Origin of the sequence: Rhodococcus sp. RS1C4 (assembly GCF_002258225.1) — a bacterium.
In the GTDB taxonomy this organism is placed as follows: domain Bacteria; phylum Actinomycetota; class Actinomycetes; order Mycobacteriales; family Mycobacteriaceae; genus Rhodococcoides; species Rhodococcoides fascians_E.
This window is the reverse complement of record NZ_NOXZ01000051.1, coordinates 1-12911: the sequence shown is the minus strand read 5'-3', so window position 1 is coordinate 12911 and position 12911 is coordinate 1. Positions and strand designations below refer to the sequence as shown.

Annotated in this window: 10 protein-coding genes; 8 read left to right on the top strand and 2 right to left on the bottom strand. The window is 63.7% G+C overall.

All coding sequences use genetic code 11. The features are described from left to right. The first annotated feature begins 34 nt into the window (after nt 1-34). From CH289_RS26250 to CH289_RS26225, 6 genes are all read left to right on the top strand, one after another. On the top strand, nt 35-5407 hold the full coding sequence (locus CH289_RS26250; RefSeq protein WP_032364989.1) for a telomere-binding protein: 5373 nt from the start codon (nt 35-37) through the stop codon (nt 5405-5407). A 3-nt stretch (nt 5408-5410) separates the two neighbouring features. After that, entirely contained in the window at nt 5411-6061 is a 651-nt protein-coding gene (locus CH289_RS26245) for a helix-turn-helix domain-containing protein (protein WP_015586063.1), read from the top strand. A gap of 103 nt (nt 6062-6164) precedes the next feature. Further along, entirely contained in the window at nt 6165-6290 is a 126-nt protein-coding gene (locus CH289_RS28840) for a hypothetical protein (protein ID WP_254924250.1), read from the top strand. Nucleotides 6291-6296: 6 nt separating this feature from the next. After that, nucleotides 6297-6935: a hypothetical protein gene (locus tag CH289_RS26235; RefSeq protein ID WP_015586061.1), complete on the top strand. Its 639-nt coding sequence runs from the start codon at nt 6297-6299 to the stop codon at nt 6933-6935. Nucleotides 6936-7200: 265 nt separating this feature from the next. Further along, nucleotides 7201-7920 (top strand): CPBP family intramembrane glutamic endopeptidase, encoded by a 720-nt coding sequence (locus CH289_RS26230; RefSeq protein ID WP_032394817.1) that lies wholly within the window; start codon nt 7201-7203, stop codon nt 7918-7920. Further along, the gene (locus CH289_RS26225) at nt 7920-8540 is read left to right on the top strand and encodes a DUF2637 domain-containing protein (protein ID WP_015586059.1); all 621 of its coding nucleotides are present in this window, start codon (nt 7920-7922) and stop codon (nt 8538-8540) included. The genes CH289_RS26230 and CH289_RS26225 overlap by 1 nt, the downstream gene beginning before the upstream one ends. A 13-nt stretch (nt 8541-8553) precedes the next feature. Here the strand turns inward: CH289_RS26225 and CH289_RS26220 are convergent, their stop codons facing one another. Both CH289_RS26220 and CH289_RS26215 read right to left on the bottom strand, forming a co-directional pair. Beyond that, entirely contained in the window at nt 8554-9555 is a 1002-nt protein-coding gene (locus tag CH289_RS26220) for a hypothetical protein (protein ID WP_072692241.1), read from the bottom strand. Nucleotides 9556-9595: 40 nt separating this feature from the next. Then, nucleotides 9596-10123 carry a hypothetical protein gene (locus CH289_RS26215; protein ID WP_015586057.1) on the bottom strand — a complete coding sequence of 176 codons (528 nt, stop codon included), beginning with the start codon at nt 10121-10123 and terminating at the stop codon, nt 9596-9598. A 287-nt stretch (nt 10124-10410) separates the two neighbouring features. On the opposite strand from CH289_RS26215, the gene CH289_RS26210 reads away from it, so the two are divergent. Together CH289_RS26210 and CH289_RS26205 are read left to right on the top strand one after the other, a co-directional pair. After that, on the top strand, nt 10411-11334 hold the full coding sequence (locus CH289_RS26210; protein WP_052047799.1) for a DNA processing protein DprA: 924 nt from the start codon (nt 10411-10413) through the stop codon (nt 11332-11334). A gap of 352 nt (nt 11335-11686) precedes the next feature. Further along, nucleotides 11687-12682 carry a DUF4192 family protein gene (locus CH289_RS26205; protein WP_015586055.1) on the top strand — a complete coding sequence of 332 codons (996 nt, stop codon included), beginning with the start codon at nt 11687-11689 and terminating at the stop codon, nt 12680-12682. The last annotated feature ends 229 nt before the right edge of the window (nt 12683-12911 follow it).

The window sequence follows — 12911 nt, the reverse complement described above, 5'->3', positions numbered from 1 at the left end:
CGCGCGTCGTACATCTACGTGTCGGCGGTGAGTCGTGACGTCACCGACTCCCAACCGCGGCCACATGTGGTCGATGGACAACATCCGTCCACGCCTCGAGCAGCTCGGCGGCTTCAAAGCCACATCGAGTACCCAGTTTCAGGCGAGATGCCCCGTTCACGACGACCGTCACGCTTCGCTGTCTGTCACCTGGACTCCGGGCCACCACGGTTCTGGAATGGTGCTGCTGCGGTGCCATGGCTGCTCAGCGACGGCCGCAGAAATCGCCGAGCGTCTCGATATCGGTGTGTCCGATCTGTTCGACGAACCCTTGCCGAGTCGGGATCCGAGCGCACCGCGTGTCGGTAGATCCCCGCAGCAACGGGCAGCGGGCAAACGACGTGGGCGTCTGGGGCGTCTGCCTGCTCGGATTGCCGGTCCGATGCCGGAGCCCGAGGTCGAGCACTCTTGGTCGGAAGTTGCGCGCTATCCCTACACCGATGCCGACAGCGTATTGGTGCAGGAGGTCATCCGCGAGGAGTGCACCTCGTGCGGCGTCAAACACAAACGATTCCGGCAGTTGTTCGTCGGTCCGAATCGCACGTACGTCAAACGTAAGCCTGCGGTGTTCACTCCGGTCCTGTTCGCGATGCCGCAGCTGCAAGCGGCGCTGTCGGCCGGCCAGCCGGTGTGGCTGCTCGAGGGCGAAAAGGATGTCGAGACCGCGATGCGTCTCGGTCTGTGCGCGACCACGAATGCCCAGGGTGGCCTGAACTTTCCGCCACAGCTCGCCGAGGTGTTCGCCGGTGCCGCAGTGCGCGTTGTGCTCGATCGTGACGCCGCAGGATACGAGCGCGGCATCGAACTGGCGTCGCTGCTCGGCGCAGTTGATGCCGAGGTACAACTGCTGCTACCCGGCACAACAGATGACAAATCAGACTTCACAGATCACGTCGAGGCCCAGCTGTGGGATCCGGACGATATGTGGAACGGGTTGATTCCCGTCCATGTCGGTGAGGTTGCGGCACATGCTGCGCTGGCCAAGCTGCGCGGCAAGGCCGCCGAGGTCGAAAAGGCGGCTCAGGAAGCGGCTGCGCGTGCCGAGCGCGGGCGAGTATCAGGTCACCAGGATGAGTGCGCAGACGAGATCCGCCTCGCTGGGCGCTGGGCCGTCGAGGCGGAGCGCCTGTTCGAGCCGTTGAGCGAAGCCGTCGATGCGGTGCGTAGTTTCGCTGCCGCTGAGGGCACGAAGTGGTCGCAAGAAGCGGTCGATGCCGCTACCGCTGTGTGGCGTACTGCCCGCACGGCTGCCCGTGCCGCACACGATATTTCGCGCACTCCGATTCCACCGCTGCTGCACGACGAGGACGAGCACGACGCGGTGCCGCCGGCGACCGGATCCAGCCACATCGACGCCGGTGAATCGACACATCCGCTCCCTGACGGACCCCGACTGCACCTGGTCGGGGCGGCCACCCGCGGCGCTCAGATATCTGCACCGACGTATCGGGTCGTAGAGGGAAGCCTCGTCGAAATCGTCACCAACCGAGATGGCGAGCAGACCGCCAAAATGGTGCTCAGCATCGATGCTCGGATCGTGGAGATGGAATACCTCGAATCGCAGGACGACGGCCTCGACGTCGACGCACCGACCCTGCTCGGACGCGAAGATATCGTCGGGCAGCGGGAAGCCAATCCGCCGTCGCCCGAACAGCTTTCCGCTGTCGTCATCGGGTACACCCATCCCGATACGGGCGAGTTCATGCGTATGCGGGTGGACGCACAGGACTATCGGGACTGCACCTGGGCGGATTCTCTTCCCGGGCCGCCGACGTACGACTCCAAACCCTCTGGAATCGCCAAACTTCGCGACGCCCTGAAAGTGGCGGGTGGAGTGACGATTGCCCGGACGGTTCGATTCCGTTCCACCGGTTGGCGTAAGGACCGAAACGACGAGTGGTTCTACGTGCACGCGGGTGGCGCTATCAGTGCTGCCGGTGCCCGTGTTGCGCCGGTTCTGCTCAGTGGACCGCTCTCGCGTTACGACCTGCCGTGCCCGATCGCCGATGCACCTCGATTGCGTGATGCCTTCATGGTCGATTCGGGATCGATGCTGACGCGTCTGCCGGTGCGAATCGCTGCTCCGTTGCTCGGGCACGTCTTTCGCGCGGCCTTGGGACCCAACCCCTGGGTTCTTTCGCTCATTGGTTCGCCCGGTTCGTACAAGACCTCGATCGCGTCGATCGCGATGCATCACTTCGGTGAGCTGTGGGATCGTCGGCGGCCGGCATCGTCGATGTCAGGTAACGGTGACACTCTCAATGCGCTTCGCATCAAACTGAATTCGTCGAAAGATGCGCTGTACTGGGCCGATGATGTCGCTCCCACACGAGACTGGGGGGCTGCACAGAAAGCGCTCGAAGAGTTCGCGCGCATGGTCCACAACGGCGAACAACGGAGCCGTTCCAGTCGCGACGGGTTGAGCATCCTCGACGGCACCGCCCCCCGATCGTCCGCGATGGTGACCTCCGAGGTCATGCCTCGACCAGGGTCCGGCGCTCAGCGCATGTTGGTGGTGCCGTTGCAGTCCGACGAGATCGAACTCGACGAGCTGATTCGACTCGACAGTGAGCAGTCTCGACATGGACGCGCCCTGCTGATGGCCTCGTTCCTGCAGTGGTTGTGCCCCCGCCTCGAGGAACTGCGGGAAAAGGTCTTCAACGAGGGCGCGCACTACGCCGAGGGCTTACGTGAGCAGGGTGAGACCGTGCGCCAGGCCGAAGCGGTCGGTGCAGTGTGGGCAGGGTGGCAGGCGTTCACCGCTTTTCTGCTCGATGTCGGCGCGCTCGATGCCGATGAGGTCGAGCAAGTTCTCGACGTCGTCGACGGCGGATTGCACGACGCGGTCGTCGCTGCGGCCGATCCCGATCTGCCTTCACGTACCGGGGCGCGGGTGCGCGAGCTCCTTGCGCACGCACTGCGTACCGGGTTGGCCTACGTCGACGACGTTCGTACCGGTGAAGCACCCGACCGCCCGCTCGCCGGCCGGTTGGGGTGGCGACGGACGTTGGTCTCGGACTATCAGGACGTCAAGAAGTACCGCGAAGACGCACGCGGGATCCGGTTGGGGTACGTGCTCACCGACCCCGGACCACGCGACGGTGAAGCGCAGCTGTTGATCGAATCGACTGCCCTCGAACAGGTTCTGAAAGCCGCGGCATCGACGATGTCCGATGCTCCACAGATCGATCGAGGCACGGCGCTGCGGGCCCTCTACGACGAGGGAGTTCTGATCGCCGAGGAACGCGCAGGCAAGACACCCCGTTACACCGTCCAACGCACCATCCATTGTGAGGAACGGCGGCAGCGGATGACCGCTCTCCGTCTGTGGGCGATCCTCGGCGACGGCCCCGACGACGGTCAGATCGGCATCTTCGACGCTGATGGCGGACCCGACGATGCACCGGACGGTACGACACCGAGCGACGTTCCGGGTTCGACCTCCGCAGTGGCCGACCTCGCGACGTTGTTCTCGGTATCGAACAGCGACACCTCATCGACGACGGGCAGCTCTCGTGCCAACGACGCGGAAGCTACGTCTGACAACTCCGAACAGGAGGACATTCCAGTGGGAAGCTACCCCGATGCCGAGGGCCATATCGCTGTGGCAGAACATATTTCGCCGAGCGTCCCGTGCGTGAAGTGCGGAGTGGGCTCGGGCCTTCGCTTCGATGGCCACGTTCTGCACGCGCAGTGCTGGTTCGGAAGCACAGCTGCCTCCCGCGCTGCACTGGTTGCCGATACCGCAGCCGCAGCGAAGCCGCCTGCACCCGCCTCCACTGGCCCGCGGCCGTCGAACGAACCTGCTCGTCGAGCTGCTTCCGAGGCCGCCGAGTCGAGTGCTCCTACGGTTGCGCAACCCAGTGCGCCGCTCGAGACCACGCAGCCTCGGCGTTCAGCTCCCGCGAAGACCGCGGCCAACCCGTTCGCTGCCCCTGCCGCCGTCCTGGACGTCGATGGCATTTGGATGCCCGACGGAAGTCGAATCAATTTGCCACAGAACATCTCTCACGTCGGTCATGTCGCCGCGCTGGTGCAGGAGCTGCGTCTGGGCACTCAGACTTCGTCGTGGCAGAGCGAACCGGGACAGATCTGGGTGACCGCGGCGATGACCGAGAAGTTCGGGGTGGATCTGAGCACGCTGAGCGACGATCCGTCGCAGCGACGCAAAGACGTCGGCGAGGCCACTGCCGGCACAGCGTTCGTCACAGATGCAATCGCCGACGGTTGGACCCTGGGCAAGCCCGGTGACCGGCTCGGTGCGTGGACCCGTGTGTGGCGCACCCAGGGCGAGCACCGCGGTGTGTGGGTCGTCCTGGCTGCCGGCATGAACGCCGATCCACGCGATATCCCTATTCTCGGAGACCGACCGTCCCCGAGCAAACTCGCGCGTCGATTGTCGCTGTTCGCCAGCGCGTTGAAGATGCCGTGGGTGATCACCCCGCAGTCCACAGGTTTCGACCTGATGATCTCGACTCGATTCAAGGACCGCGAGCGGATGTTCGGGGCACAGACTCCCGTCGGCCCGGCCACCATCAGCTCCCTCGAGGACGATTACGCATGGTCCCGCAAACCGACCAGCGACGAGACATCGATGATCTACGTCCACGCGTACGACCGAGGAGGCTCGCATGCTGCGGGAATCGCCGGTTTGGAGATGCCGATCGGATCGGCCACTCATCATCCAGACGGGCGAGCGTTCGACAAGAAGCTGCCGGGCTATTGGCGGGTAGAGGTTCCCGAGGCAGGGGACTGGCGCATCCCACATCCATTGATGCCTCTCGGCGGCCGGCCGGGCCTGCTGTGGGTGACCACACCGAGTCTGCAGGTCGCCGGAGAACTCGGCTACGAGCTCGAACCTGTCGAGGCCTACGTGTGGAACGAACATGGCCGAGTACTCGATCCGTGGTACGAGCGAATCCGGGACGCACGAACAGCTTTGGACGTCGACGACGTCGACGCTCAGTTGGCCAGAGATCTGCTCAAGGGCGTCTACACGCGCACGATCGGCCAGATGGGGTCCTCGGTTCATATGACCGGACGAGCAGGTTTCTCGCCTGAGCGACGCCATCACATCATCGCCAAAGCGCGGGCGAACATCACTCGTCGCATCGTCAAGATCGGCACCGTCTCCGACCGGTGGCCGGTGGCCATCACGAACGACACGGTTCTCTACACCAGCAACGATCCGGATCCGATCGCGTCCTGGCCTGGGGAGGACAAGCAGCTCGGTCGAGGGTTCGGCCAATACAAGTGGGAGGGCTCCGCTCGACTCGGCGATCATCTCGAGTTCCTCGTCGGTGGCCGCTACAAGGGCAAGGAAGCGCTGACGATGAACTGGGATGCCACGACAGGCAAGGGGGAATAGCCAATGGCCGGGCGCAAGCATGCTGGCTTCAAAGAGAACCTGGAAGCAGACGAACGCCGACGCAGCTCACTGTTCCAGGGCTTGACGGGCAGGCGTGGTGCCGATGTCTCCGGCAAGGCCGGCACCACCCCTGACATGCGTGGGATGCTCCTCGCCGCGTACGGCCCGGGCACTCGGGGCGGGGTGAACACTGCCGCAGCTGCGCGCGATCTCGGAGTCTCACGTCGTACGGTGGAACGCTGGGTTGCCGCCGAGGGACGCCAGCGAATCTCGAAGCCGAAGGCCGAGACTCTGAGCAAGCTCACCACCAAGTCGCGGCAGGCAGCGACGACGCAACAGGGCCGGCGCGCCGCCATCAAAGCTGTCCGAGAGAGCAAACAGGGCAAGTCGATCGCCAAATACGGTGCGCGCGTACAGATCAAGGGCCGACAAGGCGTCGCCGGTGGGGGAGGGTTCTACATTCGCAATCGTTCCATCCAGATCCCCCCGGATCAGAGTGGTATGTCGCCATCCGATGTCGAGTCGATGTGGTCGGCGTACGAACGCGGCGGCGACAAAGCGCTCTCGAAGTGGCTCAGCGGCTACGCCAGCGATCGGTACGTCGACGGATGGACCTTCGAGAGCATCGACAACATCTCCATCGACCCGGTCTGACCATAAGAGTCTGCGAGTTCAGGTGTTCGGAGTGTCCGGTGCAACCGCTACGGTATCGGTGGAATCGCGCACGGCAGCGCTCTGCAGGAGGGATCAGAAAGACATGTTCGAGACCAAGTCTCAGCAGTGGAAGACCCGCGTCGTTTCTGCGTTGGCGGGTCTGATCCTCGTCAGCATGGCTGTGCAGGCCAAAATGGGATACGGCGTCTTTCTCGGACCACTCCATTAGAGCGACATGAACCCGAAGCGGCCGCGGTGGACCAAACGACAGCTCGAGGTCGCATTCACCGCGTGCTACGGCCCCTTGGTCAACGGTGGTGTCGATATCGACTATGTCGCAGCGGCATTCGGGGTGACTCGCCGTACCGTTCAGCGTTGGCTGCAGGGCTCACCTCGCGCTCGAGCGGCCATTCCCGTCCGCCGGTTGCAGCAACTTCAATTTCCCCTTCCTGAAATCCGACGTGTCGAACAGCAGACCCTCGACAATGCACGAACTGTCTTGACCGGGCTCGATCTTCCCCGTGGCCGCGGTGTCCGCAAGGAATGGCGAGAGCGACGATGGCTGGACCCCCATGTCGTGGCGATCCTCCGTCCCCACGGCTCTCCGGACCTGCGGCAGGTAGCGATCGCCAGAGGCGCACCACGCCCCGTCGCGGCACTACATAAGCGGGGCCCGCTCGATGACTTCGTCACCGTTCCCACCCGTTTCCACGCCGACGCCCTCGTCGGTGAACTGCTCGACCGCGTCGGCCCATGGCGGCTCTATCCGGACGACCGTGTCGTCGAGCTCGGCCGAACCCGCGTGTGGGCCGCATGGGCACCACCGATCGACCTACCCGCTATTGCCCGCGGTGCGGGCCTACTCGACAACTGATCAGCCTCGACCGCCGTACCCACGCTCAGTACTCGTATCCGCACCCATGACTGTCCTGTGTCGCCGCGACGAGAGAATGTCAAAGAAAGAGTGAATCGCGATGAATCGCAACAACAACTGGAACTCAAGCCTGTATATCGCTGCTGTTCCGCTCGGGCTTGCTGCCGCCTACCTAGTCGTGTGTTGGCCTTTCGAGGCATTAGTCTCGGTTCAGAGGCATCTCGGTACCGGATCCGAGGTAGTCACCGAGTCGACCCCGCCGACGATGCCCGGCGCTCAAATTGGCTTCCTAATTCTCTTCTTCGCCGCAGTTGCCGGTCTCGCTCTCGTCGCGGCGGTGCGCCGGTTCATCGAACCGAACGAGACCGAACCGAACAGCTTCCCTGGGACGTGGCGAGCGCGGACGCTGATGAGTGCAGGATTGTTCCCCATCGGCCTGTGCATGGCCTCGTTGCTGTCCCCCGAGGATGCCGAAAACCTTTCGCGCACCAGTGACTACGGCAACCCGGCACAATGGTGGAACAGTGCGCACCTTCTCGTCGCCGGCTTGGCCGAGGAACCGTTCTTCAGTGCGCTTCCGGTCTTGTTGCTCTTCGGGGTCGTCGGACTGGTCTGGCGCGTCCAGCCGTGGATGCTCGGCATCGTCATCGCGAGCTCAGCTCTGTTTCGAGCCTCCATCCATCTGTACCAGGGAACAGGGCAAGCGTTGTCGGCGTTCGTATGGGGCGCTGTGGCCGTCTACGTCTACTATCGACTCCGCAGTCTCACGGGACTCGTTCTGGCCCATACAGCTTGGAATGCATTCGTCATTGCGAACAATGGTGACTACACCGCGGCTCAGATAGTGATCGGCGGGTGTATCGCATTCACCGCCCTGTGGTCGATTTACCGACTGTCGAACACACCCACCCTCAAGCACGCCGATCTAGCACGCCCGACGGCAGCGGCCGGCCACTTTTCGATCACCACCAGCGAAGGACATTGATGAGGAATCTGACAACCATCAAACGTTGCGCGGTGATCGGCAATGCGGTGATCGGTATCAGCGCCTTCACAAAGAGCGGAATATCGTTGTGGCAGCTCGCTACTGCCAGCGGATACCCGGCAACACTGGGATGGGTTCTGCCACTGGTGCTCGACGGAATGGTAATCCTCGCAACACTCATGCTCGTCGTCGACGCCTCACACCGCTGGTTCGCGTGGGCCTTGCTGATTCTCGGGTCGATCGCATCGACGGCCGGCAACATCGTGCACGTCTCGATGGTGGACTACAGCTCGACCTTCACCGTGGCCGCGCTGGCCGCTGCTGCGCCGCCGCTGGTGCTGCTGGTCACCACGCACCTGATGATCCAGCTGGTCCGACTCGAAGCATCAGCTGTAGACGACAGCACCGACCAGCGTCACTCGGCCCCGAACAGCTCCACAGAGGCCGAAACAGCCGTTCTGTGTGTCCACGTCCTGAAACTGGCCAGCGAAGGCCACGAGCACGCTGCAGTGGCCACCAAGACCGGGCTACCCATTGAGGTCGTCGACGCAGTCATCGCAGCCGCCGAGGACGAACTCCAGATCGGCTCTGAGGAGGATCGATACCTCGCCCCGGCATGAGTTCCCCGTCGGTCTACTTCATTCGCGAGCTCAGTTCGTCGAAGAATGCTGCGAGCATCGACGGCGCGTCGGGGCTCTCGAACTCTTTGCCCCCGAACCGATAGACCTCGTATCCCGCTAGCCGGAGACGTCGGTCTTCGGTGACCATCTCGGCGTACAGCTGCGTGCTGGCGCGGCCGTCTTCGTTGGCGTAGTGCTGACGACCGTCGACCTCGATGACGACGCGTTTTCTTGCACTGAAGAGCAGCAAGAAGTCCATGCGTTGGCGTTCGAGGGGACTGCTGCCCTTGCGTTGATACTTGGTGTACGGGTCGTAGTGGAGGTAGACCTGCGGGATCAGAGCGGGAATACCGAAGCCGTGCTCTCCGTATCGACGTGAGTAGACGTCCAAGACCATCCGCTCGGGTTCGTTCTTACCGAGGCTCTCTCGCAGCCGTTTGTACAGTGACCGCCCGACATCGCGATCGTCCGTGTCTGCCATTGCTTGGTGCTCACGCCACCACTGAATCAGCTCCTGAAAGGACAGGCCGGCCTCGGTTATCGGTCTGTCGTAGACCAGGCAGAACTCAGCATTCTTGGTGATCAGGATGTCGTTGCTGACCGCGTCGCGGAGCACCATCTCCGGTTTGGGACCATTGGCCGCGAAAATGAGGTTCTTTGCGGGAGAATCGACACCGCTGGAGCCCTTTTCGTACTCTGCGATCAGCACCGCGAGCCCGTGGTCCGCGACGTCGCATTCTGCAAGCACGCGACGCGCCAGTGCGACGAGCTGGGGGATCTCGAATCCTACGAGGTAACCATCGATCAGCGACCGCTTGGTGTCGGCCTCAACCGGGGTACCTGTACCTGCCCACGTCAGGTCGAGTTCGTCGGGTAGGACCACTTCGAGGGCGGCTCGCGAGAACCCATAGATCAAGGTGTCCTCGATCGCCGACCTGAGCGTTCTGGTCGACACGATCACCCGTCGCGGCGGCTCCTCCGAGAGGCCGGCCGCAAGTGAATCCCAGAAGCTCATCGGTCAGAGGCTCCGCGGGCGGCCATGTTGAGCGGAGCGCTTACCGGCGTCGATGGCCTGGATCCAAACGAACTTCGGCGAGAATCGCCCAGAGCTTGGCGTCGTCGCCGTCGTCTCGGTGATCGGCGATGGCCTGCACGAGGGTGTTGATGACCTCACGAGAGCGTGGATTGAATCCGGCAGCTCGCGCACCAGCCCAGGCCAGGGGGTCGTCGACCACCTTGTCGAGCCTGTCGAGGGCGTGGATACACAGGTCGTGGAACTTGCCGGCACGTTTGTATTGGGCGTCGTCGAGTTCGCCGGTATCGAGCGCTGCTGCTGCTTGCTCGACGTAGACATCGATGATCGCGTTTGCGCGATCGTTGAGCTGCGGATCGAAAGTGAGGGTGTTCCAGAATGCACGCCAATTGGCTGTATCGCCGGCGGTGTTCGAGCGCGGCAGGAGGTTGTCACGAATGATCGCAGCCAGTTCCGGGTCCGTCAGTTCGCTGATCGCTCGGGCGTCGGCGGAATTCGAGGGGAGCGGGGCCGGCGTCTTGCTTCGACGCCATGGCTCGGGCTCGGTCATGTGTGCAGCTTCCCTCTCGAACGTCGCGGTTGGTGCGTTTTTCGTCGGCGGCCCGTGAGATCTGCTCCGGTATTTGTATCACTCGAACAGGACACTTCGGTCTGCTCTTTTGGCCGCTTCGTGAACTTACCGCCCGGCGCACCCGCTGTCCCCGGCACCGGGTGCGCCGGGGACATTTTCGCTTGTCAGGTGCTGTTTTTGTCGGTGTGTCGGGGTAGGTTCGAGTTGTTCTGTTGATCGGGCGGACTGACCATCTGCCCTTGTGTTAGCCCTGGGAGGGTTTCGTCGTGAGCGGTGTGTCGAGCGAGAACGCGGTGTCGGGTAGCGAGATGGTGTGGCGTGAGCGTGTTGCGTGGGCGTATCTCGCTCACGTGGCGCGGGGGCAGGGCTCGTTGGTGCATCTGGCGGTGTCCTTATCGGGCGTGGAGGCTGCAGCCGAGGCTGTGCGGCATCGGGAGGTGTCGGAGGACTTGTTGCGTGCGACGGCTCGCTCGTGGGACTACTCAGGTGCCGAGGCAGACCTCGAGACGGCGGCAACGCTGGGAGCACGATTGGTCACTCCTGCGGACGCTGAGTGGCCGCAGCGGCTGCGGATGGCCGGATGGCTGGAGGGATCGACTCCGGTCGCTCTGTGGGTTCGTGGACAGGGCGCGCTGCCCGGTGCTGATGTGTCGGCGGTGGCGCTCACCGGCACCCGGGCTGCGACCGCTTACGGCGAGCATGTCGCGTCGGAATTTGCCGGGGATCTGGCGATGCGTGGGGTGGCGGTCCTGTCGGGCAGCGGGTTCGGGATCGAGGGAGCGGTGTTGCGGGCAGCGTTGGGGGTCGGTGCAGGACCGGTAGCGGTAATGCCGTGCGGCTTGGATCGGGCGTATCCGTCCGGTCACGCTCGGTTGCTCGAGCGCGTCGCGGAACAGGGTGTGGTGGTGAGCGAGTACTCGTTCGGTGCAGAGCCTCGACGAGAACGATTCAACGGGAGTGGCGCGCTGCTGGCGGCTCTCTCCGATGCGGTAGTGGTGCCCGAGGCCGGGTCACGCGGACGTGCACTGTCTGTGGCCAGGGAAGTGCACAGGCTCGGGCGGGCGGTGTACGCGGTACCAGGGCCGGTCACCTCCGCAGCGTCGAACGGATGCCATACGTTGATCATCGACGGTGTGGCGCGTCTTGCAATGTCGGCTGCTGGCGTGTGTGCTGATCCGAACGTCTCCTGATCGGCTCGACACCGATCCGAAAGTGTGGTCGGGTATGGACGTGAGCCCTAGATGGGCCTCGGAAGCCGACTCCGCTCCCGAGGAGTTAGAGCGAGAGCCTTTGTCGCTCTGATCCTTTCGCTTCTCCCTAGACGTTCGACAACAGGCTCGCCCAGCGAAACACATGGGCGGGCCTGTTGTCTTTCCCCACCGAGCCCCGGCGCACTCGGTGCGGTCCCCGGCACCGAGTGCGCCGGGGACCAAATGTGTTGCGCGTGAGCCGTTCTTGTCGGTGGTCTCGGCTAGATTGTGGGTGTTCTGTTGATCGGGCGGACTGACCATCTGCCCCTGTGCCCTGAAAGGGGTTTGTCCGATGTCCTCTGTTTTTCGTATCTCCTCACCCGCTGATGCTGTTGCCGTGGCCGTGATGCTGGTCCGCTACGTTCCCGAGAACGAAATGGTGGTGTTCACCCCAAACTCGACAGGCGGGGCCGTCATGGCCTGCCCGCTGGGGGAGGAAGCGCCGATCGGTGGTGCCCCGTTGCTGGTGCCCAGCGGTCACCCCGTGCGTGATCTATCCGGACCGCGCGTGGTGGTCGTGTTCGGCAGTGACACACACGCCGATGCGGCATCGATGGCCGTTCTCCACGAGTTCTCGGGCGATGACGTTGCTGTGTTCCAGTTCCACGAGGGACGTGCGCGCCGCTACTTGATGAACGGGGTACTGGCGGGACCGCACGAGGTCGGCGAGGCGGTCGACCTGACGGCTCACCCCTACGTGGTCGGAGCGTTGCTCGAGGGGCAGGTACGTCTGGCCTCTCGCGCCCAAATCCGCGCGGGCTTCGTTGCCGAACAGTTCGGTGCCGAACGCGCCGCGAGTGTGGTGGACATGATGCGGGCTGCACGCGGGGCGTTCCCGGCAGTAGGGCCGATCTCGGCCGCAGAGACCATCCACCGCGAGGTACTCGCCGGGTATCTCGATTCAGGCAACCGCGGAATCGAGATATCGGATTACCACGCTGCGATGCTCGCAGCCGCCGCCTCTGACGTGCGCGTGCGCGATGTGCTGTTCGTTCACTTCACCGAAGCCAACGCCGCAGTCCTCGGCGAACTGTGGCGGCAGGTTGGCGCGGTGTTGCCCGCCAGCGAGGCAGGCCCCGCCTTCGTCCTCGCTTCGCTGAGTTACTGGATCGGACGGGAGGCGGTGCCGGCGCGGGAGGCAATGAACGTTGCCCGTGGGCTCGCCCCCGATCATTCCTTGGGGCAGCTGCTCGAACGCGCATACAACGCGGGAATCAACCCGGCGCTGTGGGAGCAGATTCGGCCCGCTGCGCTCGATGCAGAATCCGAGCGATCCCGTAACGAATGACTTGAATGCGATTGATCCGAAACCGGTTTCGCTGAATACACCATGCATCGGCGAGCCGGTTTCGGTTCGACCGCCCTCGAAAAATTCTCGATTGCAAATTGCAAATTGAGCGCGATCGAATAACAGATGCAACCGCGAAGGCGCGCAGCGCTTCGACCGAGTCCGCGAGTTCTTCGGAACGGCTTGCCGTTTCGCCTGCAGCGGCGGGCGCGCAGCGCCCAGCCCCAGC